Source organism: Pseudoalteromonas luteoviolacea DSM 6061, from assembly GCF_001625655.1.
In the GTDB taxonomy this organism is placed as follows: domain Bacteria; phylum Pseudomonadota; class Gammaproteobacteria; order Enterobacterales; family Alteromonadaceae; genus Pseudoalteromonas; species Pseudoalteromonas luteoviolacea.
This window is the reverse complement of record NZ_AUYB01000013.1, coordinates 101,297-124,625: the sequence shown is the minus strand read 5'-3', so window position 1 is coordinate 124,625 and position 23,329 is coordinate 101,297. Positions and strand designations below refer to the sequence as shown.

Sequence of the window (23,329 nt, the reverse complement as noted above, 5' to 3'; positions counted from 1 at the left end):
TACCTTGCTATAATAGCTGTTGCTGTTCCAATCCAGTAAGAGAGTAACCATGAAGTTTGTCGATGAAGTAGAGATCCGTGCTGAAGCCGGAGATGGAGGAAGCGGTGTAGTTTCATTCCGTCGAGAGAAGTTTGTCCCAGATGGTGGTCCAGATGGTGGAGACGGTGGCGACGGCGGTAGCGTATTTCTAGAAGCTGATGAAAACTTAAATACTCTGATTGATTATCAATTTGAACGTTTCCATCGTGCTGAGCGCGGTACTAATGGCCAAGGCCGAAATTGTACAGGTAAAAAAGGTACTGATTTAGTGCTTAAAGTCCCTGTAGGTACCCGTGTAACTGATGTTGATACACAAGAAAGTCTGGGGGATTTAACACGCCATGGGCAAAAGTTATTAGTCGCAAAAGGCGGTTATCACGGACTAGGCAATACGCGCTTTAAATCGAGTACAAACCGAGCGCCGAGACAAAAAACTTTAGGTACACCTGGTGAGGTGAGAAATCTAAAGCTTGAATTGATGTTATTGGCAGACGTTGGTTTGCTTGGTTTGCCTAACGCAGGGAAATCAACATTTATTCGCAGTGTATCAGCCGCTAAACCAAAAGTAGCAGACTACCCATTTACTACCTTAGTTCCTAACCTTGGTGTTGTTAGACCTGAAGCAAACAAATCATTTGTTATTGCTGATATTCCAGGGCTTATTGAAGGCGCATCTGATGGTGCTGGACTAGGTATTCGCTTTTTAAAGCATTTAGAACGATGCCGAGTGCTGTTACATGTTGTTGATGTGATGCCAATTGATGGAACGGACCCTGTAGATAACGCATTTGCAATTATCAATGAACTTCATCAGTACAGTCCAAAGCTTGCGGAAAAGCCTCGTTGGTTAGTCCTTAACAAGATTGACCTACTAGCTGAAGACGAGCTAGAGGAAGTGTGTGAACGCATCGCTCAAGAACTTGACGCAGCGCAGGTTTACCGAATTTCAGCTGCGAATAAGTTTAATACTCAGCAGCTTTGCTACGATATTCAAGGCTTGTTGGATACTCTACCAAGAGATAAGTTTGAAGAAGACCAGCAAGAAGAAGTTGAATTCAAATGGGATACGTATCACCGCCAAGCAACCCAAGATAGCCAAGATGACTGGGATGATTGGGATGAAGATGATTATGACGTAGAGGTTATCTACGAACGCTAATAAGGGGCCTATGGGCCCTTTTTTAATACAATATTATGATTGGAGTAAATTGTGGTTATATCAATGATTGCGGCTATGGCAAAGGATAGAGTGATTGGCGAAGACAATAAAATGCCATGGCACTTACCAGCCGATCTTCAGCACTTCAAAAGGGTCACTATGGGCAAGCCCGTCATTATGGGTCGTAAAACGTTCGAATCTATCGGTCGCCCTTTACCTGGAAGAAGAAATATCGTCATAACAAGAAATGCTGAATATACAGCCGAAGGTATAGAAGTCGCATCATCTACAGAAGCAGCTTTGGCTATGGTGGATAAAATAGACGAAGTAATGGTAATAGGTGGTGGAAATATTTACGAACAGTTTCTACCCTTATGTAATAGGCTTTATCTTACTTATATTGATGTAGAAGTGGGTGGCGATACTAGGTTTCCAGATCATACTGAAGTGGGGAGCTGGGTCGAAGTTGAGAGTGAATCTCACATGCCTGATGAGCGCAATCAGTATAATTATAAGTTCGTAACTTTGCATAAAGGATTATGACTTTGTTGCTAACAATTGTATGGGTTGCTACAATAGTGTTTGTCCTTATGTAATAAAAAAGTGCTAGGTGAATTGGCAATGAAATTTGTACCTGTTTTGTTAAGTGTTAGTATGGGATTGGGCGCGTTTTCTTTAAGTTTTGAAACTAAAGCAAACGACCAGCTTGCAGTAACTTTATGTGAGTACATCGCTGTAGATGATAAAGGGCGTGTTCGTAAAGCGCTTAAGAGCTCACGTGTTAAAATTCGTAATGTTTTTAATGCAATCGAATGTAATGGAAACAACATGCTACGCCACGCAATTGCAAGCAATGCAGTTGAAACGGGCAAGCTAATTGTTAAAGGCCTGCCAAAGAGTGCACTGGCTGACGGCGCGGATATCGCTTGGGCTGAAAGCAATGGCCATGGCGGTTCACCATTAATCGCTGAAATTAAAAAGCGCGCAGGATTGTAAAATCTAGCACTTTTGAAAAAAGCTCCCTAAGTGGAGCTTTTTTGCATTTTGGACCTTTGAATATAGAATTTACTAACCAGCCGCTAACTAAAATATACGTGTCCTAGTTGTGAGCCCTGAATAGCAAGTGAATGTGAGTTTAAATACGTTTTAAATCTGACATAAATCAACTTTATAACAGCGTAATGACAATTTTCTTAATTTCCCCCTTGAGAATTGGATTAGTTGCTCCAATACTTATCTATAGGGTAAATAAAAAAAGGAAGATCCTATGAAGATTAATCTTTCTGGTCATCACGTTGACATGACGGATGCAGTTAAACAACACGTACATGAAAAGTTTGCAAAGATTGCAAATCACTTTCCTTCGTTGTTATCTCTAGATATCATCATTAGCAAAGAGCATAAAAAGTTTTATACGGAAATTAGTACAAATTATGCGGGATCAAGAATTTCGGTAAAAGGTGACGATGATGTCATGTATCCCGCAATTGCAAGCGCCGCAAAAAAATTAGATGCTTCACTTAAACACAGAAAAGGCCAGCTAAAGGCAAACAAACATGAAAAGCCGGTCAGTACTACACCGCCAATTGCGCACGAAATTATTCAAGAGATGAATTTAAATTAATATAAAAAGGGGTCTACAATGACCCCTTTATCATTAGATGTTCTCACTCTAACGCGTCGACAGTGGTTATTTATTTCAATACATTCATTTGTAAGATAAAATCACGCATTAGATTTCCAAAACTATCAAAATTTTACAGCGAACATATATGAAAGCAGTGATCCCTGTTGCGGGCTTAGGAACTCGCATGTTGCCTGCGACGAAGGCAATACCAAAAGAAATGCTACCAATTGTAGACAAACCACTTATCCAGTACATCGTTAAAGAGTGTGTATCTGCGGGTTTGAAAGAAATTGTGCTTGTGACTCACTCTTCAAAGAATGCAATTGAAAACCATTTTGATACAAGCTTTGAGCTTGAAGCGACGTTAGAGAAACGTGTAAAAAGAACTCTATTGGATGAAATCAGAAGTATTTGTCCAGAAGATGTGACCATTATGCATGTTCGTCAAGGTGAAGCAAAAGGTCTTGGCCATGCCGTATTATGCGCGAAGCCAATTGTTGGTGATGACGATTTTGTTGTTGTATTACCAGATGTAGTACTAGATGAATATAGCGCTGATCAAGCTACAGAAAATTTAGCTGCAATGGTAAAAAGGTTCCAAGAAAATGGCAGTAGCCAAATTATGCTAGAACCTGTGCCAGTTGAAGAGGTGAGTAAGTACGGGATCGCAGATATCAATGGTGTTGAACTCTCTCCTGGTCACAGCACACCTATCAAATCTATGGTTGAGAAGCCAAAACAAGATGAAGCACCTTCTAACCTTGCTGTTGTAGGGCGCTATGTTCTATCAGGTAAAATTTGGTCTCTTTTAAAGAAAACTCCAATCGGCGCTGGCGGTGAGATACAGCTTACAGATGCCATTGATATGTTAATGGAGAAAGAAACCGTTGAAGCTTTCCATATGAGCGGTATTGCGCATGATTGCGGAGATAAGATGGGTTATCTGAAAGCCATCGTACAGTATGCAATGAAAGATGAAAATCTAGGTAAAGAGTTTACTGCATACGTAAAGTCTTTATAAGTATGTGTTTGGGGCAACTACAATGTTTGTCAGTTGCCCATAATGGCAGCACCATTTAGTGGCGCTCCAAAAACCTCTGCCAACTTACTTTTGTGTTGATGACTCTCAAAGGCATAATAACTTTTTGTAGTGTGTCATAGGCTGGTTTACTGACCACTTGACCATCTTCTTTCAATCCAAGTAAATAACTCATTGCAGATCGCTGTCCAGACTGGATGGCAGAAATATAAACTTGCTGTTCAAAATTCAATCGCAAACTGCTAATTGCTGTTTTTAACCCTTGCTGATCTACATTAGGTAAACCGCAACGCTGCAGATAGCCTAAACGTTTTCCTTCGCCTGAAAACCAAATTCTGACTTTTTCGCTATATCTTCCCGACTTAGAAGGAAGATCAAATAATAACCGCTCATGGCCCTGATTTTTGACATATTGAATATAGTCTTCCAATCCTGCATGCCAAAGAGCCGTGTGAATTGGAACAAAGCGGGGCTGAATTTTGCCATTGGTGGCGAAATTGAAGGTATGGGTTAATTCGATTTTTTTGATATCAGTGAGTGTTAAATTACCAAGTTCGTCACTGTATGCACCTGTATAGTATGCAAGGAGCGGTAGCCAAAAGTGCCAATGTTTGGGCTGTTCTCGCTTTAGCTTCTCATCGCCATATATGTAGCCGTTAAATAAACTATATAGCTCCATATGGGTGAAGGCGCGTCTACCAAAATGAGATTTCATGGACAAGTGCTATAACTTTCAAAGAATTAATAGACTAGTCTATAAGTTTTAAAGAGATTGATAAAGCTTTGTTACTATAAATTGCTAACCGCCGTATGTAGTAGTTGGTTACTACCACATTAGCGCTAGGGTTTTGTAGAATTGAGCAAATAGGTTAGGCAGGATATGCGCAGAAGAGAAGCTAAGTTATCCACGGCCCCATGACGTTCGACTGACTCTTGATAGAGTGTAGAAATAAACTGGGGAACCGATAAATTTTCTTGCTCTGCTATTTGCTCCAGCACTTGCCAGATTTTATTTTCAAGCGCCAAACTAGTAACAACCCCTTGTATCCGAATTGATTTTTTACTTACGCGGTATAAATCGGGGTTTTGTGAGGCGTAAAGTTCACACATAACTGAGGGGTTCCTTATGGCAAAAATGCTGCACTCAATGATCCGTGTAAAGGACTTAGCGCGTTCTTTGCAATTCTATCATGATTTATTCGATTTGAAGGTGAAACGTCAAATCGAATTTGAGCAGTTTTCGTTAACGTATTTAGGCAATAGTCACAGTGAGTTTGAGCTCGAGTTGACACACAATTATACACAGAACGAATCATATGATCTTGGCAATGGGTACGGTCACTTAGCATTTTGTGTGGATGAATTAGATAAAATTTGGCGTAAAGCAAAGCAATTAGGGTTGGCACCAAAAGACATTAAAGAGTTTTACAATCAGGAGCAGTTTATCGCTAAGTTCTTTTTTATAACTGATCCAGACGGCTACCAAATAGAAGTAATAGAGCGTAATAGCATATTCAGCTAGACAATACAGTGCTATGCCATAGCAAATTCACTACGGTTACCCATCCACCTTAAAATAAGCGGATCAACACTTGCACTGTGGTGTTTGAGTAAATCAAATGCAAGTCCTCTTACGCTTGGCAACATATGCTTGTCCCTTGTCAGATCCGCTATTTTGAGGTCGACAAGACCAGTTTGCTTGGTGCCGAGCACTTCTCCAGGTCCCCTGATTTCGAGATCTTTTTCAGCAATTACAAACCCGTCATTGCTGTCGCGCAAAACGCCCAGACGCTTTTGGGCAGTGTTTGAGAGGGGCGCATGGTAGAGCAAAAGACAATGTGATGCGATATCACCTCGTCCGACGCGACCACGTAACTGATGCAATTGAGCAAGGCCCAATCGTTCAGGGTTCTCGATAATGATTAAACTCGCATTGGGTACATCAACTCCCACTTCAATAACAGTCGTTGCGACTAAAACATGGTATAAACCAGCCTTGAAGTCAGCCATTATTTGTTGCTTTTCTTGGGCTTTCATTCTGCCATGTACAAGGGCTACTTTGAGATCTGGAAGTTGCTTTGCTAACTGCTGGGCAGTATCTTCGGCGGCTTGGCACTGTAGAGCTTCCGATTCATCAATTAGCGTACATACCCAATAAACCTGTCGTTGCTGCTCAAGACATGCGTTCTCAACACGCTTAATCACTTGCTCTCGCCTAGTATCGGGTACTGCTACCGTGGTAATTGGAGTTCTACCTGGCGGGAGCTCATCAATAATAGAGGTTTCCAAATCAGCATATGCCGTCATCGCGAGTGTACGAGGAATTGGCGTTGCCGTCATAACCAGCTGGTGTGGATAACAATCACCAAATTTACCTTTTTCTCGCAAAGATAAGCGCTGATGCACACCAAAACGGTGTTGTTCATCGATGATGATAAGAGCAAGGTTCGAGAAAACCACTTGTTCTTGAAACAAAGCATGTGTGCCAACGATCATTTGCGCTTGGCCATTAGCTATCTTCTCAAGTGTTTGAGTACGCTCTTTGCCTTTGGTCTTTCCACCCAGCCAACATGTTTCTACACCCAATTGAGTAAACCAACTTTTAAAGTTGAGGGCATGTTGCTCTGAGAGAATTTCCGTGGGTGCCATAAGCGCGACCTGATAACCTTTGGCTATCGCTGTCAAAGCACTTAAAGCGGCGACGAGCGTTTTACCTGAGCCAACATCCCCTTGCACCAAACGGAGCATTGGTTCTGACTTTTGCAGATCTTGTTTTATCTCACTGACAACACGGCTTTGTGCATTAGTGGGTTTAAAGGGTAATTGTGCAAGAAACTCTGGCTCTAATGAGTTAGTCGGAGGCAATGACACCGCATTAACAGCCTGGCTCTTTTGCCTCAGTTTTAACAAGCTCAAGTTTTGTGCCAGTAACTCCTCGAACGCGAGCCGTTGTTGTGCAGGGTGTTGACCTGTTTCTAACTGCGTTAAGTTTACATTTTGAGGTGGGCTATGCAGCAAGAGTAATGCGTCTTTGAGGCTTAATTGATTCGGTCTGTATTGTTTTGGCAAATGATCTTCAATATCGTATTTTCTGAGTAACTCAACAGCTTGCTCTGCGATGGCGCGGATACTGAGTTGCTTAAGTCCTTCAGTTGTTGGATATACCGGAGTCAGTGATTCTGACTCAGAACTACTTTCTTCCATGGTATCTACGATACTGTATTCCGGATGTGCCATTTCTGGGCCGACTCGACCTCGACGTACCTCCCCAAAGCAACGCATGAACTTTCCTGGTTGCATCGCATTTTTTTGTGCAGCTGAAAAGTTAAAAAAGCGTAGAGTTAAGCGACCAGTACCATCATTAATTTGACACACCAACATTTTGCGTTTGCCAAATGTGATATTTGCTTGCTCTATCTCACCCTGAGCAGATACATGCATATGGGGCATTAACGTCGCGATTGAATAAGTTTTTGCTCTGTCCTCGTACCTTAAAGGTAAGTGAAATAGCATTTCTTGAACATTCGAGATCCCTAATTTAGCAAGGCGTTCTGCGGCTTTGGGGCCAACGCCTTTTAAGTCGGTAATTGCATATTGTGCTAAATTAGGGCTAGGCATAGTATTCCTTACGCTTTACTAAACTTCAGTGTATTCCAAAATGTTTCGTCAGCGACGATTTCGCCATCTTCGTCTAATTGCGGGTAGGGTAACCCCTTTTCATTACAACGGTTTGCAATGATAGGGTGACAACCTTCAAACAAGAGTTTGTGCTTTACCTGAGGGTCGATCATATCTTTGCGCTCGTACATACCAGCTAGCTCTCTTTGTCTTTGTGCTTCATACAAAATAAGTGCAGCTGCAACCGACACATTCAAAGATTGCACCATGCCAGCCATCGGTATCACGATATGCTGATCGGCATGTTGGAGAGCACGATCAGAGATCCCTAACCGCTCTTGACCCACAATAACGGCTGTCGGTTTCGTATAGTCAATTTCTCTAAAATCTACGGCACTATCGCTAAGATTTGTGGCCAAAAGCTGTATACCAGGGTTTTGCTCACGAATTGCAGAGACTGCTTGATCAATGTCATCGTGCATTTGTGTATCTACCCAATTTTTACTGCCACCAGAGGTATTGTTTGTTAAGCGCCTTTGATCTTGAGGCCAAACAGCATGTACGTAGTGACAGCCAACGGCATCCGCAGTACGCACAATAGCTGACAAGTTATGGTGCTTATGTACTTCATCGAGACATACGGTTAAATCTGTCTGACGTTGCTCCAAAATGCGTTTTACGCGTTGAAAGCGATTTTCTTTCATCAAGTACTGCTCATAAATACAAAATTGGGCGCATTATATCAAAATTATTACTGTATAAGTACACACCCTTGAGCTGTACTTATATGGGTAAACTATGGGGATACCTCACGCATAATAGGTGCTTGTAAAGAGATCAAGGTCTCGGTGGACTGGATGGCCTCAATTGACTGAATTTTATTAACTAATACATCATGTAAATGATCCATTGAGCTGCTCAATACCTTTATAAAAATACTGTAATTACCAGTTGTGTAATAGGCCTCTACAACTTCTTCAAAACTTTCTAGCTGTGCAATTGTGTTTTGATAGTCTCTGGCATGTTTTAAGTTAATGCCAATGAAACAGCATACGTCATAGCCTAACTTTTTGGCATTGATACAAACTTTCGTCCCTTCAATGATCCCCGCCTGTTTCATTTTCTCGATTCTGACATGAATTGTGCCAGCACTTACTTTGAAACGTTTTGCCAATTCCGCATAAGGTGTTCTCGCATCCGTCATTAATGCATGCAAGATAGATTTATCGAGATTATCGATTTGATAATTTTCCATGTGATATTGAAGTGATAATTGATGATTCAATAAATATATCGATATTTTTTTGTTGATTAAAGTTAATTTTATATGTTTTTGATTTTGAATGTTGAATTTATTCTTAAATTTGTTGACGATGGATATATCAGCACTGGCTGCACATAATCATCAACAGTTTAGAATGAGGTTTAAAATGAAATCAGATTACTTGGTAACTCAGCGACAAATTGCACGTGTAAAAAGCGTTTTTTCAACTCAGTTAACTGAGCAACTAGGTCTAGTTGAAGTGCAAGCGCCAATTTTGGCGAAGGTAGGAGATGGAATCCAAGACAACCTAAGTGGTACAGAGCAGGCCGTTTCTGTAAAAGTAAAAACCTTACCTGAGAGCGAATTTGAAGTCGTTCACTCATTGGCAAAATGGAAGCGAAAAACACTTGGGGACTATGGTTTTTCAGTGGGGGAGGGGCTATACACTCATATGAAGGCACTACGTCCAGATGAGGAACGCCTATCACCTATTCACTCAGTATTTGTAGACCAATGGGATTGGGAAAAAGTCATTTGTGGTGAGACTCAAAGAAGCTTAGATACCTTAAAAGCTACCGTGAGTACATTGTATCAGTGCATTAAAGCGACTGAACAAACTATCTCAGATGAGTTTGGTATAACTCCATTCCTACCTGAAAAAATTAAGTTTGTGCATGCTGAAGAGCTACGTAGCATGTATCCAGACTTTAGCGCAAAGCAGCGTGAAAAAGCGATAGCACAAGAGTATGGTGCAGTATTCCTAATTGGTATTGGCGGCAAGTTAGGAGACGGAAAAATTCATGATGTACGTGCTCCAGATTACGATGATTGGTCAACGTCAACATGTGAAAAGTACCAAGGGTTAAACGGAGACATCATTGTTTGGAACCCAGCATTAGAAGATGCATTTGAGATTTCTTCGATGGGAATCCGCGTTTGCCCTGAATCATTGGCACATCAGCTTGAACTCAGTGATGCGCTAGACCGTAAGGAGTTTGATTGGCACCAAGCGTTACTTGCTGGGGAACTACCGCAAACAATCGGCGGAGGCATAGGCCAATCTCGATTGGTTATGCTGTTGTTACAAAAGTCGCACATCGCGCAAGTACAAGTGGGTGTTTGGCCTGAGCAGGTTAAGCAGTCAATTGAAGGGGTTTTATAATTACGCTAGGGGCCTTTGGGCCCCTAGGTTTTAAATTCGATTTCGATTTTTCCCTCTAGCAACTTAGCAGTACATGGTGGGTAGCTACGATTTGTTCGATAGGTTTTATCAAAAATATGAAGTTCAACGCCTGAATGCAGTGCATTGGTTGCCCGCAATTGAGTGCCTTCCAATAACTCATGTAAGGTATGGTCTAACTCGCTTAACTTGTTCTCTAACGCTTCAGCTTGTTGGCTGTAATGGTTTTGTGTGGCGCTTATTTTAGCCATTAACATCTTTTTCTTTTCGGCGTCTCTTAATTGATCGGCCTTTTCAACGGCTTTTTGTAGATTATCTATTTGTTCGTCGGTTTCACCCAGTTCACGAATACATTGGTCGGTTTTGTTGGTAATTTCAATACCGGAAGTGGCTAAGTAAACTGACATGGTTGCACCAGAAGGGCTACCTATTTCGCCAGCCGTAACGGATTGAGCGTCAAATATGGTGCCACCAATGAGTTTGCCACGTGGGTTATCTTCTTGGCCTACCAAGACTTGTCGTAAGGCTTTTATATCGCAATGATTTGCTTGTTTTTGGATATATACGTTACGCCCCTCCAAGTACGTATACTGACCGTGAACTATGTTTATATCGCCCTTTGCAACTAATTTGCTGGTTAAGCTTTGGTCGTTGTCGCTGTGATCTAAGTGACCAATGACTCCACCACGAACTTCAATATTGCCATCGCTATAGATTTCTCCTGAGTCAACAGTGCCCATTATTGTAACGTCACCTGAAGCTTTCACTTTCATGCCTGGTTCAACATTATGGGTGACAATCACACTGCCACTAAAATCGATATGACCGCTTTTTACGTTAACATCATTGATGGTAAAAATATCATCAACACGCATGCCATTCTGTATGTCCGATGGGCAGCCAGCAATGGTTGCGATTAACTCAAGTGGATTAGTATGTGATATTTCGGTGCCCTCACCGGCAACGAGTTGAAATGTTTCCCCTGGTAAAGGCTCAATGGTTTCTCCTGTTACCGTAAACCCTTCCTTTCCGGGAGTTGCAGGCCTTTGAGTAATGAGCAAAGTGCCAGGAGAGACACTCGACAGTGCGCCAAAATCACGCATATCAACCGTACCATCTTCTCGCATTTTAGGTTGCTTCAAGCGCTCTTTTAAAGTTAAGACATGAGATATCAACTTAGCCGGTAGGCCATTCTCTGGCGGTCTCCCTTGTGCAATCACACCTGAAAATTCTGCACCGGGGGCTGCATCAAATTGCTTTGCTAAAATCTTTTCTAAGAAGGCTTGTTTGTATCCTCGGCATACGCCTGATTTGACGATAAGTTTTTTGGCTTGATCAAGACTGATAAGGCTGCCGCCTTTTGCTGTGATTAACGTAGCAGAGGCTTGCATTTTGTCTTCAGAAATCGCGATGCGCATTTCCGCGTCTTTTTGCTTAGCGACCAGCAATTGCTGTTCAACAACATCACTTTGAAAAAATGCTGCGATGGAGTCGTGGTCAACCTCACAGTCAGCGTAAGGAGAGCACTCCAATGCCTCAACTATAAAAGCTTGGCTTGGTGGCGCTGCAGTAGCAACATCCATTAAAATTTGGCCATTTTTAGTGACTTTAAACACAGGCTTTTCCTTATCGACCGAGCGGCTCTGCAAAAAGGCCGCAAATAATCTAACCCTTGTAAGCTTGCAATCGTAATGCCTTTTTAACCCTTATTTATTGGGGCTTTATTATTAAGACAGGCTTGAGCCAGATAAATTCCATAACCACTTTTAGGCGTGGTTTACTTTTATTAAATTTATGTCGCCAATGTGCTGGTTTATCTTTTAACTCATTTCCAGCTTGCTTAATTAATAGTATGTAGTCAAGTGGTTAAGATCAAAGTTAAAACGGCAATTAAATAAGATTTGTATAATAGGGGATATTTTCACTAAGCATCATTAGTAAAAAAGCCCGCAAAGTGCGGGCTTATTGTTGAGCTTTATAAAAGTACGGCTAGTTAATAGATGGTAGCTCCATAATGCCATCTATTTCAATTTGAACGCTTTTTGGTAGTTCTTTTACCCCGATTGCAGCACGTGCTGGATAAGGGGTTCTAAAGTACTGGCTCATAATCTCATTTACCGTTGCAAAGTGACTCAAGTCAGTCAAAAAGATATTTACTTTAACCATGTCTTGCAGCTCTCCGCCCGCCGCTTCACATACCGCTGAAAGGTTTTTAAACACTTGGTGGGTTTGTTCAGCAAAGTCTTCAGAAATGACTTCCATGGTTTCAGGTACCAGTGGAATTTGGCCTGATAAATAAACCGTAGTTCCTACTTTAATCCCTTGGTTATATGTTCCGATAGCAGCAGGTGCCTGATCGGTTGATATGATAGCTTTAGTCATAATACGTTCCTCTAGCGTTTACGATAAACGCGTTGTACATCTGGCATTACTCGGATTTTTCGCATGATATTGGCAACATGGACCCTGTCTTTAACTGTAACGCCTAGATCTATAATATATAGATTGCTTTCTTTTTCTTCGGTGGCAATCTCAACAATATTGGCTTGGGCGCTAGCGACCACGTTGGTCAACTTAGCAAGTGCACCCTGATGGTTGATGATTTCAACCCGCAGCGCGGCAATGTATTCTTTTTCTGGGTTGTCTTCCCACTTAACAACACAGTACTTAGCGCGTTCACTTTCCCAACCTTTGATATTTCTACACTCTTGCCTATGTACCATTAAGCCTTTACCTTGGCTAACATACGCTGCAATGGCATCTCCAGGTACAGGACGACAACATTTAGCGTAAGTGACAAGCATACCTTCAGTACCAATGATGGCGGCTTTAGCCTGTTTAGCAAAGCTTTCAATTCCGTCATCAGCTTGTAGAAGTCGTTTTGCAATGAGCACACTCATTATGTTGCCATTGCCTATTTCCACCAGTAGCTCAAGCAGGGAGTTTAAATTGTGCTCTTCAAGTACGCGTTCAATCTGCTCGGTAGGGATATCATCTAGTTTTTGTTCACCCAATGCGGAGTCTAAAAGACGACGACCCAGTTGAATAGACTCTTCTTGATGTTGGCTCTTTAAGTAATTGCGTACCCCAAGCCTTGCCTTACCCGTAACAATAAAGTTCAACCATGTTGCATTAGGGTGTGCGCCTGAGCTGGTAATAATTTCAACCGTTTGGCCCGTATCGAGCTCTTTACTCAAAGGGTAAGGTTTACGATTAACACGCGCACCGACACAGGTATTGCCCACATCAGTATGAACAGCGTAGGCAAAATCAACTGCGGTAGCGCCCATCGGCAATTCAATAATGCGACCGTCTGGCGTGAACACATAAATTTCTTCAGGGAAGAGTTCAGTTTTTACGTTTTCGACAAATTCAAACGAAGAACCCGCACTTTGTTGTAACTCTAGCAAGCTTTGCATCCACTGACGTGCACGCTGCTGTGCAGTATGGCCCGCACTATCACCAGCTTTTTTGTACATCCAGTGCGCTGCAACCCCTTTGTCAGCCATATGATCCATATCATGAGTACGAATTTGGATCTCTACAGGAATACCATGTGGCCCAACAAGAGATGTATGTAATGATTGGTAGCCATTGGTTTTAGGTACGGCGATGTAGTCTTTGAAGCGCGTTCCGATAGGCTTGTAAAGGTTGTGCGCAACACCTAAAACTCGGTAGCAAGTATCGATATCATCCACGTTAATTCTAAACGCGTAAATATCCATGACTTCGTTGAACAGCAGTTCTTTGTTGAGCATTTTTCGGTAAATGCTATATAGGTGCTTTTCTCTACCTTTAACGGATGCAGAGATCCCAGATTCTTCTAATCTTGATTCTATTTCGGTTTGAATATTGCTGATGACTTCTTTTCGGTTACCACGTGCTTTGGCGACTTCTGATTTTAATGCACGATGGCGCATTGGGTACAGCGCTTGGAAACCTAAATCTTCTAGCTCATTTTTGATATCGTGAATACCCAAACGGTTCGCAATTGGTGCGAATATTTCAAGGGTTTCTCTGGCGATTCTTCTGCGCTTTTCAGGTCTTAAAAACCCTAAAGTACGCATGTTGTGGGTACGGTCAGCAAGTTTAATTAGGATAACGCGGATATCTTGCGTCATAGCCATAATCATTTTGCGATAGTTCTCGGCTTGGAATTCTTTTTTATCTTTGAAGTCGAGCTTATCTAATTTACTGACGCCGGCAACAAGTTCAGCCACAGTTTCACCAAATATTTCAGCCAAGTCAGATTGGCTAAAGTCAGTGTCTTCAATAACATCATGCATTAAAGCGGCCATAAGCGTTTCATGGTCTAGCTTCATGCTGGCAAGTATTTGCGTGACTTCTACTGGGTGAGTGATATATGGCTCACCACTTGAACGAGTTTGTCCTTCATGCGCTTCACGAGCAACAACATAAGCTTTTTGCACCAGCTCTACGTCTTCTGGCGATAAGTACTCTGAGATTTTTTTCTTGAGGCCTTCAAATAGATACATTCACACTCCAATGTTCCAGTGAAGTTAATAGATAGTTATTATTGAATATACGATGAATTGGCTCGGAAGCCAACGCAAAGGCAGCGTGCTTTTGCAATATAATGAAAAAAAACGCCAGCTAGATGCCGGCGTTGATTTAAACTTGTGTAAGACTTGGCAGTTTTTGCCGTCTAAAGTTTATTTTAGCGGTTACCACCAACAATGGCTGCTACTGCTGCAAGCTCAGCGGCCTCTTGGTTTTGTTGCTCTTCACGATCGATCATGTCTAAAGAGTCTGTTGTTACTAGACCTTCTTCAATTTCACGTAGCGCGATAACAGTTGGCTTGTCATTTTCGGCTTCAACCATAGGGTCTTTACCACCAACAGAAATCTGACGAGCGCGACGCGCTGCAACAAGGATTAAATCGAAACGGTTACCAATTTTATCTACTGCATCTTCTACAGTTACGCGAGCCATCGAAGCACTCCAAAAAAATTATACATTTAGCAAAGGGCTAGTGTACTGTAAACTGCCGACTTCGCCAAGTAAATGGTTAAAATTTATCGAAAGCAACCACCTTGGTTGGTCGCCTTTCAATGTATGTTATGCCAACAGCTGTGTAATCAAATCTTTGTGGCGAATTTGCTGCGCAGTGGTTTGAAGCCTTGCTGCAACGACAATATGCTCAAGCTCTGTAAGGGCAGTGTTAAAGTCGTCATTGACAATGACATAGTCAAACTCATTGTAATGGCTACTTTCTGACTTCGCTTCAGCCATACGGCCTGCAATCACCTCTTGAGAGTCTTGCCCACGATTGTTCAAACGCTTTTCTAACTCACTGCGTGACGGCGGTAAAATAAATACGGTTTTAACGTCAGGCATAAGCTCACGGACCTGCCTTGCACCCTGCCAATCAATATCTAGAAAAACATCAATACCATTGTTTAGCTGATCTTCAATGGCTTGTTTTGATGTGCCATAGTAGTTTTCGAATACTTGTGCCCATTCAAAAAAGTCGCCTTTTTCGATTAAGGCTTTAAACTCTTCAACATTAACAAAGTGGTAGTGTTCACCGTTGTTCTCGCCTGGGCGTGGTGCGCGAGTAGTGTGAGATACAGAAACCTTAATGTTTGCTTGCTTCTCTAGTAAAGCTTTGATTAAGCTTGATTTACCAGCACCAGAAGGAGCTGATAAGATAAACAGATTACCACGTGTCATTGTCATAGTGAGACCTTTGTGTACTCAAAAGGAAATAAAATAGAGCTCGTTACTGCCCGTAAAAAGCACTATTTTAAATCTTTGAGCGCAGAGTTACCAGCTTCGTTATCAGCGCAACCTAAATCTGCTCACGAGCGTAGCTAACTCTTCAGCTTGCTTATTCAGCTCTTGTGCTGAATGTGCTGCAATTTGCGTGTCTTGTAGAGAGCTTTGGCTCGATTGTTCAATTTGTGAAATGTCTCTGGCCATTTCACTGGCAACCACCGACTGCTCTTCTGTCGCTGTGGCAATCGACTGGATCATCGCCGCGATTTCACTGGCACCTGTGACAATGCCTTCAAGTTGCGTTCCTGCATCTTCAGCCATAGAAACACTGTGGTTTACTTGGGAAACACTATTTTCCATTGATTTAACCGCATGTTCTGTTTGAGATTGAATGGATTGCACTGTGCTGACCACTTCTTCGGTGGCTTTTGAAGTGCGTTCTGCCAGTGTACGTACTTCATCTGCAACCACTGCAAACCCTCGACCTTGCTCGCCAGCTCTTGCGGCCTCGATAGCGGCATTTAGCGCGAGTAGGTTTGTTTGCTCTGCAATACTGCCTATCACACCAATGACATTACCGATTTGGCTACTTAGTTCGCCGAGGTGGGTCACATTTTCTGAAGTATCTTGTACTTCATTGGAAGCTGATTTGATTTTATCGACGGTGGATGTCACCGTTGAGCCACCTTCGGAAGCTAGGCTTCGAGCGCCTTCGGCATGGCTAGCTGCGACCTGACTTTGAGATGCAACCTCAGAAACTGTTGCACTCATTTGTTCAATAGCTGTCGCAACTTGTGTAGATTGATCAGCCGAGGCCTGACTGCGTGAGGCGATTTGATTATTGGTCTCAGCTATATCATTACTAGATGTTTTAACGTCATTGACCACATTACTAATCGCTTGTAGCAGAGTATTGAGTGAATTAGACATTTTGTTAGTTGCTTCAGCCAGACTATCAATTTCATCTTTGCCTTGGTGCTGGAGCAGTGGCCTAGAAATATCGCCTTCACTGATCCCTTCAGCAATCGTGAGCACTTCACTGATACGCGTGACAATAGAGCGGCTGATCACATAGGCGACCGCAATGGCGATAACAGCAGCGATGAGTGTGATAATGATGATGATCACCAATGTTGTGTTTAATCCTTCAACCAAATGATCTAGTGCATTGGTGGCATCGACTTTCTCTTCTTCACTTGAAACACTGAGAATTTTCGACAGTTCAACCATTTGATTGGAAGTTAAATCCTTCAGCTTTTGCTGGGCTTTAACGTAAGCGGTTGAGTCATAGGTTCTAAAAATTTCCTTCGCCTCGCTTTGAATCTCGGCGAACATACCTTCTATACGCGCTATGTCGCGCAGCTCATTTGGTTTTTGCTCTAATGGCTTTAACAGATTAAGGTAACTTCGAAAGCTTTGCGCATCATCGTTAAAGTCGGCTTCTGCGGCAGGAGCGCCAGTCGTATGGGAAATAATGGCTGCAATCATATCCCCGGCTTCATCTACGAGCTCAAGATAATAGCGCACACCCGGTAAGTCATCATTGAGCGATTCTTGTAGATCTGAGGACTTCAAAGCGTCGTTAAACTCTTGCTCTTTGAGTGAGTCGAGCAAATCTTCCAACTCTTCTCCTGTGCCTTTATCTAGTTTATCAACTCGCTCTTTGACTTGTGCATAGGCTCTTGGGTCGTATTTGGCAAATATTTCATTATTTACATCGCGGTGAAACTTTTCTGCAAGTTCCATGATGCGCGCCATTTTCTCACGGTCCGACTGCTTTGCAGACTCATACCCATATAACTCTTTTTGTGTGGTTTTAAAGCGCTCGAATAATTGGTTAAACTGCCCAGCTTTACTTACATCACCGTTAAGGTATTCAAGCGCAGTGTTGTTGAGTTGATATTCAAGGTGTAGCAAGCGGTTATATAGGATCATACCTGGTAGGTCATCACCCTTAACTTCAAACGCGCGCGCGGTTTCTGTAGAGACCTTAAACCACACAATTGTGCTCGAAAACACCATTAATGCGATAAGGCAACCGAAGGCCAAATATAGCTTTTTGCTTAAGTTCATATTGTTACCCAAGAAAGTTGTTTACTCCAATTCCCTGGAATATCAAATTTGCCTACCCAAATTATTATTTAAAGTTAAGAAAATTGCGAATTTGGGAATTAATTTCTCAATTGATTGTTCCGTATTTGGCTATGAAGTGATTCATAATTATCTATTCGAGGAACGCGGTTGATTTGTAATTGGCATAGAGGGGGAGGCTATTGCTTGCTTTTGAGGCGACGGGCAATACTTTTAATCACTGAAGTGAGATAACAAATAGCCTATTACTGCGCTCTGGTACTATGTGCTAAGCCTTTTAATATTAAGCGTTATAGATAAGAGGCGACTACTCTTTTGCAGGTTAAGGCTCATATCGTTAGAAAAAACTAAACCAGTGCACGGGCTCTTGGAAGGGGAGGGCTATTGGTTAAAAATATTATCTCTAGACTAATTGTAGATTTACTAACGAAAGCGGCCTATATAAAGCCTGTTATCAGTGTCTGTAAGATTAATATGTAAATTTTCATAAGAGTAAGCATTAAAACACGCGCTTACTCTTAAAGTCTGGCTATTATTTCTTTAATGCTTGGCCGGTTTATCAATCAGTTCGCAGTCAACTTGGGCTGATGCTTGAGATCTATCTGGTAGTTCTGGTGCTCGAGCGTCTCCACCAACAATAAATTTAGCCATTTGTTTATTCAGTATTTTCATAATTCAATTCCTTCGATTAAGTTAGTAATACATGAGCTAAAAACTCACCGTAATTACGCTTAATTAATTCCTTTTTTTATTGAACTGGGAGTTTTTTGTGCTTTATTTGGTTGCAGGTTTGCCATAGATCTATGAGGCAAATCTGGTGAACTACTATTCAACCCTCCATAAATTGCTTTTAATTTACTCGTATTCAGTATTTTCAAAATTCAATTCCTTCGACAATATCTGTAATTTCTTACATACTCTCTGAAAATTAGGGTAAAACAATCTTTGCCATATCATCGGTTTGCGTGTGTGAAGGCAAAGCTCGAGACTGTTGTTGAGGTAAATCTGGAGAACGGGAGTTACCACCCTGAGTTTTCTTACAAAGATTTTTAGTTAGAGCTTTCATTGCTTGTCACATCCTTTTATTAATATAGTCATTTTTTCCAAACTTATAATCTCTAGTCTGAATATTATGTTGAGTTATTCAATTAGTTATGAGAACAACTCAACTTGAGCGATATATTATTCCAGTAAGGTCTCAATGCGCTTTTAATTGGCTTCTTCTGTAGTTATGTCTCTCGACTGAGCTTTCAGGGCATATGTGAGCAAACAAGCACACAACACTAATTGCACACATAAGATAATATTATCTCTAAAATATAGCTTAAAGTAAGCATTGCTAATTAATGAGTGCTTGTAAGCTAGAACTTCAGTCCAAGTCATGAGATTAACAAATATGGCCATTACAAATATGAGTGCAATCATGCATTCTTGAGCAGAAAGTTTCTGATTATCATATATTTGCTTGTAGAAATCTATGCTGGTCTTTTCATAGATGTATATCGCTAAATTCCTACGATAAACTATTGGTAACATAAAAACAATATTTATACTGGCCTGAAATAGGTAGTAGTGTGTATTCCACTGCGAACTTATTGGGTAGGAAGCAAGGTTTAGTACGATAACTACTGCATATGAAATTAAAAACCACCTTGCAGTAGCTGATGTCCAACTAAGCAAAAGTCCAACAGCGATAAATATTAGTTGTCCGTGATCGACTAATGAATATATGTCATACATGTTACCTTACTCCTTTTCTCGCTCAGTTTGATGTTTATCGACAATCATTGAAGACTTAAAATCAAACACACTGCTTAAATCCTTGCCAAATATTAGAAATAGCTCAAACAACTGAGTAAAGGTCATATCCGTTTTACCGGATTCATAATTACTGATGGTTGCCTGATCGACACCGAGCTTTTTGCCCAATTGTTCCTGAGTCCACTTTTTTTCTCTGCGCAACTGTCGCATAGAGCGCTGCACATAAACTCGAAAGTTCTCTGTTTTGATCCTTCTAGTGCTACCTAACACACCTTGCTACCTCTTCCTTAATCCGTCAGCGTAACATATCAATAGATATCATTTTCATCAACTAATTTTTAACAAAAGCCCTTTAAAATTAGCATTTTATAAAAGTATTAATAAAAATGGGCGTAAGCTTCAATACCGATTAGAAGTAGCACGTTTTTCTGCTTTCACTTATTAATAAAAAAGAAGTAGCAGAGTATTTAGGGCGTAATCTTGGTATTCAAAAACGCTTTAGTGGCCTTAGCTCAATTCTACATATTTGAAGGTACAGAGGCTGGTGGCGCTATATATTGTCAAGCCACTAGGTACGCCTAAAACAAGCAGGCATTAAATTGCTTGCACTTTAACTCTGAGATCCGCGTCACTATTTCTATTAGACATAACACCGTAATCTTCAGAAATACCGTGGTCGTAATATCCTGTAATACCAAGCCAACCGTGATTCTTCTAACCTGCCATTACTCAATGAACGGTAAACAAGAGGAATAAACCGATGAAGGATGTATTTTTTGGACTAGCAGAACAATACGACACAGGCAGTATTCCCAACGTAGCAATCAATGCTTCAGGTCAAGTACTTGAGGTACATAAGAACGAAGAAGGCTTTAAACTTTACTATCGCTTTGGCAACTTGAATAAAGCGACTGTAAACTGGGAGGCAAGTCACCATTACGATGACGGTAATACTCCTGCTGTAGCAATGAACAACCGTGGTGTTGCAGTAGAAGTTCATAAAAATCAAGCAGGGTCTTCACTGTATTATCATGTTGGGGATGTATCCTCAAACGGTGTAAGCTGGCATAGTTCCCACAAATACGATAGTGGCATTGAACCCAATGTTGCGGTCAATGACGATGGCATTGTTGTAGAAGTTCATAAAACGCAAAGCCCTTTTAGTAATGGCCTTTACTATCATGTGGGGCAGGTTAACGGTAGCAAAGTTGACTGGCATTCTAGCCACGAATACGATTCAGGTTCTGTTCCTCAAGTCGCCCTGAATAATAATGGTTACGTCGTTGAGGTACATCAATCACAAAGCAAGTCAAAAGTCTGGTATCACGTTGGTCGCGTAAATGGCAGCAAAATTGATTTTGGAAGTAGTCATGAATTCGGTTCAGGAACTGCTCCAAGTGTAGCATTGACAGACGATGAAACTGTGATCGCTGTATGGAGCCAAGGCGGAACACTGTATCAGCGCAAAGGCCAAATTAATGGTACTCAAATTGATTGGCAAAGTGATGCTGTCGAATTTGATGATGGTCAACGCCCTTCAGTTGGCATTGCCAATAACACCGCAGTACAAGTGCACCCTTCAGAAACAATTTTATACGGATTGTGGTATTCCACGTCCTTACTTACAAACCGAGCATCATGGATGCAAGATCGATTAGGCGAGCTGGGTAACAAAACCATATCTGAATTGGCCCTACCAGCTTCGCACGATTCAGGTATGTATAAAGGTGGACTGGCTGTATTTGGCAAAACGCAAGACTTGTCAATTAAAGGCCAATTAGAAGCAGGGGTTAGGTACTTCGATTTGCGCCCTAAATGGACTGGGAGTAAGTTTGTTATTTATCACGGCCCAATTACCGGACCAGACCTATCAGAAGTCCTTTCCGACATTCGCTCCTACTGTGAGCAAGGTCATAAAGAGCTTGCCATACTTAAATTTTCTCACTTCGATGGCATCAATAGCGATAATTACCCAGCATTTCGTCAACAAGTTGAAGATGCAATTGGTTCATGGATGGTTAAAACTAAACCTGAAGGTAAGCGTTTGGCTGAAGGCGCGCTAAATGAATACGTTAACGACGGCACAGCCATGATGGTCGCCATTGGTAATGATTTATCGATTAATCAGCCACAGCAAGGCTTTTGGGTTTACAAAGATTGGGACTCTAGCTCTGTTGCTAAAGCCGATCTCACCGTATTTGATGAGTACTCTGATACCATTAGTTTTAGTACGATGAAGCAAGATCAGTTCAAGAAATTTGAGGAGTTTACTGGTCAATGCAAAAAAGATCCAAGCGTCCCTTGTGACCTATTTTTACTCTCATGGACACTCACCCCACCAACTGCGGTATGGCCAGTTTCCAAAGAAGCTAATCGGGCATTAGGAAGTGCAATGGTAGAGCTACCTGCAAAAAACCAATACGGGAAGATAGTAAACCTGCTTTATGTGGATTATGTGGAGTACGCCCGAGCTACTGATGTGGCAATCGCTCAAAACAACTCAAATCAGCTTTAAAGTTGTTGTATCAATCAACAGGAAGGAGTAAAAGACTCATGTCTTTTTCTTCTTCCTATCCTATGGGCTGCGCACCGAGCACTCAGGTTGAGCTCGATCTTAAATATTTGGTTATTAGTAACTACCGGAAGTTTTGCTCGGTTATTCTTCATCAATTTTGGCGAATTTATTGACGAGTTAGTTTAGTAATTCTAACCATCTGTGCTCGAGAAGTGGATGAAACAGATATAAAAAACACGGTGTCATAAAAACAAAACCCCGCATTAGTAGCGAGGTTTCTTCAGCTGCATATAAGCTTTTAGAGCTGTGGTAGGCTTTTATTCAATATTCTGGATCTGCTCACGCATCTGCTCTATCAAGACTTTAAGCTCGACGGCTGCGTTGGTGATCTCAGAGTTAATAGACTTAGACGCTAGGGTGTTTGACTCGCGGTTAAACTCTTGCATCATAAAGTCTAAGCGTCGACCACATGCGCCGCCTTTTTTCAGGATCTTGTGAGTTTCTTTAACATGCGACTTTAAGCGGTCAAGCTCTTCGGCAACATCTTGCTTTTGCGCAAGATATATAAGCTCCTGTTCAAGACGAGATTCATCGATTTCGGCCTGAAGCTCTTCAAGTTTTTGAGTAAGCTTATCACGTTGCCATTTTGCGACTTCAGGCATATGACCCTCAACCACAGCAACTTGTTCTAAAATCGCATCTAAACGGGTTGTGATCATGGTTTCAAGGTTGGCACCTTCGCTGGCTCTTGCCGCTTTAAAGTCGGTGACTAATTCATTAAAGCCTTCAAGTAACGCGCTATTTACTTCATCTAAATCAACTTCTTCTGCTTCCATTACACCAGGCCAGCGTAAAATATCTGCTGGGTTGATATCACCACCACTGTGGGATTGGACCCACTTGGCGTTGTCGATCAATTGCTTTGCCAATGTTTCATTAATTGACATTTGACCAACGTGCGCAGGATTTGCTGCAAACTTTAAATAGACCTCAACTTTGCCTCGTTGTAGCTGTTTACGAAGGCGTTCACGTACTACTGGCTCTAGTGCCCTAAATTGTTCTGGTGCGCGGATAAACGTTTCAAGATAGCGTTGATTGACTGAGCGGATCTCCCAAACCCCAGTGCCCCAATCTCCTTTCACCTCTTTTCGAGCGTAGGCGGTCATACTATGGATCATATAAAGTTCCTATTTTATTAAGTTAGCGTGGCCATTATAGCCTAAGAAAAACGCAGCTCCATAGGTAAAGCTAAGATTTCTTTTGGTATTGCGTGGCATAGCGCAAAGGATCCCTTTA

General features: G+C 41.7%; 23 protein-coding genes. 8 read left to right on the top strand and 15 right to left on the bottom strand.

The genetic code is table 11. The features are described 5' to 3' along the window. The first annotated feature begins 49 nt into the window (after positions 1-49). From cgtA to galU, 5 genes are all read left to right on the top strand, one after another. Positions 50-1,198 carry an Obg family GTPase CgtA gene (gene cgtA, locus N475_RS00970; RefSeq protein ID WP_063356694.1) on the top strand — a complete coding sequence of 383 codons (1,149 nt, stop codon included), beginning with the start codon at positions 50-52 and terminating at the stop codon, positions 1,196-1,198. Positions 1,199-1,249: 51 nt separating this feature from the next. After that, positions 1,250-1,741 (top strand): type 3 dihydrofolate reductase, encoded by a 492-nt coding sequence (gene folA, locus N475_RS00965; RefSeq protein WP_063364538.1) that lies wholly within the window; start codon positions 1,250-1,252, stop codon positions 1,739-1,741. Positions 1,742-1,852: 111 nt separating this feature from the next. Beyond that, positions 1,853-2,194: a DUF3718 domain-containing protein gene (locus N475_RS00960; RefSeq protein WP_405127469.1), complete on the top strand. Its 342-nt coding sequence runs from the start codon at positions 1,853-1,855 to the stop codon at positions 2,192-2,194. Between the two features lie 271 nt (positions 2,195-2,465). Beyond that, a complete protein-coding gene (hpf, locus tag N475_RS00955; protein WP_063356691.1) occupies positions 2,466-2,822 on the top strand; it encodes a ribosome hibernation-promoting factor, HPF/YfiA family in 357 nt (118 codons plus the stop codon). 148 nt (positions 2,823-2,970) lie between these two features. Beyond that, on the top strand, positions 2,971-3,846 hold the full coding sequence (galU, locus tag N475_RS00950) for a UTP--glucose-1-phosphate uridylyltransferase GalU (protein ID WP_063356690.1): 876 nt from the start codon (positions 2,971-2,973) through the stop codon (positions 3,844-3,846). 55 nt (positions 3,847-3,901) lie between these two features. Here galU and N475_RS00945 read toward each other — a convergent pair whose 3' ends face one another. Both N475_RS00945 and N475_RS00940 read right to left on the bottom strand, forming a co-directional pair. After that, a complete protein-coding gene (locus N475_RS00945) occupies positions 3,902-4,579 on the bottom strand; it encodes a site-specific integrase (protein WP_063356689.1) in 678 nt (225 codons plus the stop codon). 125 nt (positions 4,580-4,704) lie between these two features. Further along, on the bottom strand, positions 4,705-4,974 hold the full coding sequence (locus N475_RS00940) for a ribbon-helix-helix domain-containing protein (protein WP_063364536.1): 270 nt from the start codon (positions 4,972-4,974) through the stop codon (positions 4,705-4,707). A gap of 16 nt (positions 4,975-4,990) precedes the next feature. On the opposite strand from N475_RS00940, the gene N475_RS00935 reads away from it, so the two are divergent. Further along, the gene (locus N475_RS00935) at positions 4,991-5,386 is read left to right on the top strand and encodes a VOC family protein (protein ID WP_063364535.1); all 396 of its coding nucleotides are present in this window, start codon (positions 4,991-4,993) and stop codon (positions 5,384-5,386) included. Between the two features lie 11 nt (positions 5,387-5,397). On the opposite strand, the gene recG is transcribed toward N475_RS00935, so the two are convergent. From recG to asnC, 3 genes are all read right to left on the bottom strand, one after another. Beyond that, entirely contained in the window at positions 5,398-7,482 is a 2,085-nt protein-coding gene (recG, locus tag N475_RS00930; RefSeq protein WP_063364534.1) for an ATP-dependent DNA helicase RecG, read from the bottom strand. An 8-nt stretch (positions 7,483-7,490) separates the two neighbouring features. Beyond that, a complete protein-coding gene (trmH, locus tag N475_RS00925; protein WP_063356685.1) occupies positions 7,491-8,186 on the bottom strand; it encodes a tRNA (guanosine(18)-2'-O)-methyltransferase TrmH in 696 nt (231 codons plus the stop codon). A gap of 92 nt (positions 8,187-8,278) precedes the next feature. After that, on the bottom strand, positions 8,279-8,737 hold the full coding sequence (gene asnC, locus N475_RS00920) for a transcriptional regulator AsnC (protein ID WP_063356684.1): 459 nt from the start codon (positions 8,735-8,737) through the stop codon (positions 8,279-8,281). Positions 8,738-8,912: 175 nt separating this feature from the next. On the opposite strand from asnC, the gene asnA reads away from it, so the two are divergent. Further along, the gene (gene asnA, locus N475_RS00915) at positions 8,913-9,908 is read left to right on the top strand and encodes an aspartate--ammonia ligase (protein ID WP_063356683.1); all 996 of its coding nucleotides are present in this window, start codon (positions 8,913-8,915) and stop codon (positions 9,906-9,908) included. Between the two features lie 23 nt (positions 9,909-9,931). Here the strand turns inward: asnA and N475_RS00910 are convergent, their stop codons facing one another. The 9 genes from N475_RS00910 to N475_RS00875 all read right to left on the bottom strand — a co-directional run bounded on the left by N475_RS00910 (position 9,932) and on the right by N475_RS00875 (position 19,788). After that, a complete protein-coding gene (locus N475_RS00910) occupies positions 9,932-11,542 on the bottom strand; it encodes a flagellar assembly protein A (RefSeq protein WP_063356682.1) in 1,611 nt (536 codons plus the stop codon). A 373-nt stretch (positions 11,543-11,915) separates the two neighbouring features. Continuing rightward, positions 11,916-12,308: a RidA family protein gene (locus N475_RS00905; RefSeq protein ID WP_063356681.1), complete on the bottom strand. Its 393-nt coding sequence runs from the start codon at positions 12,306-12,308 to the stop codon at positions 11,916-11,918. Between the two features lie 11 nt (positions 12,309-12,319). Then, positions 12,320-14,422, bottom strand: a complete 2,103-nt coding sequence (gene spoT, locus N475_RS00900) for a bifunctional GTP diphosphokinase/guanosine-3',5'-bis pyrophosphate 3'-pyrophosphohydrolase (RefSeq protein ID WP_063364533.1) — start codon at positions 14,420-14,422, stop codon at positions 12,320-12,322. A gap of 182 nt (positions 14,423-14,604) precedes the next feature. Then, entirely contained in the window at positions 14,605-14,880 is a 276-nt protein-coding gene (rpoZ, locus tag N475_RS00895; protein ID WP_039611918.1) for a DNA-directed RNA polymerase subunit omega, read from the bottom strand. 126 nt (positions 14,881-15,006) lie between these two features. Then, positions 15,007-15,627: a guanylate kinase gene (gene gmk / locus N475_RS00890; protein WP_063356679.1), complete on the bottom strand. Its 621-nt coding sequence runs from the start codon at positions 15,625-15,627 to the stop codon at positions 15,007-15,009. A 102-nt stretch (positions 15,628-15,729) separates the two neighbouring features. After that, on the bottom strand, positions 15,730-17,739 hold the full coding sequence (locus N475_RS00885) for a methyl-accepting chemotaxis protein (RefSeq protein ID WP_063356678.1): 2,010 nt from the start codon (positions 17,737-17,739) through the stop codon (positions 15,730-15,732). Positions 17,740-18,297: 558 nt separating this feature from the next. Then, positions 18,298-18,429 carry a hypothetical protein gene (locus tag N475_RS26150; RefSeq protein WP_264373389.1) on the bottom strand — a complete coding sequence of 44 codons (132 nt, stop codon included), beginning with the start codon at positions 18,427-18,429 and terminating at the stop codon, positions 18,298-18,300. A 256-nt stretch (positions 18,430-18,685) separates the two neighbouring features. After that, positions 18,686-18,823 carry a hypothetical protein gene (locus N475_RS25305; protein ID WP_155730874.1) on the bottom strand — a complete coding sequence of 46 codons (138 nt, stop codon included), beginning with the start codon at positions 18,821-18,823 and terminating at the stop codon, positions 18,686-18,688. 680 nt (positions 18,824-19,503) lie between these two features. Continuing rightward, entirely contained in the window at positions 19,504-19,788 is a 285-nt protein-coding gene (locus N475_RS00875; protein ID WP_063356676.1) for a helix-turn-helix transcriptional regulator, read from the bottom strand. A gap of 490 nt (positions 19,789-20,278) precedes the next feature. Here N475_RS00875 and N475_RS00870 point away from each other — a divergent pair, with 490 nt between their 5' ends. Further along, complete coding sequence (locus N475_RS00870; RefSeq protein WP_063364532.1) at positions 20,279-22,033, top strand: PI-PLC domain-containing protein; 1,755 nt, start codon at positions 20,279-20,281, stop codon at positions 22,031-22,033. 317 nt (positions 22,034-22,350) lie between these two features. On the opposite strand, the gene N475_RS00865 is transcribed toward N475_RS00870, so the two are convergent. After that, positions 22,351-23,211 (bottom strand): YicC/YloC family endoribonuclease, encoded by an 861-nt coding sequence (locus N475_RS00865; RefSeq protein WP_063356659.1) that lies wholly within the window; start codon positions 23,209-23,211, stop codon positions 22,351-22,353. Positions 23,212-23,329: the final 118 nt, after the last annotated feature.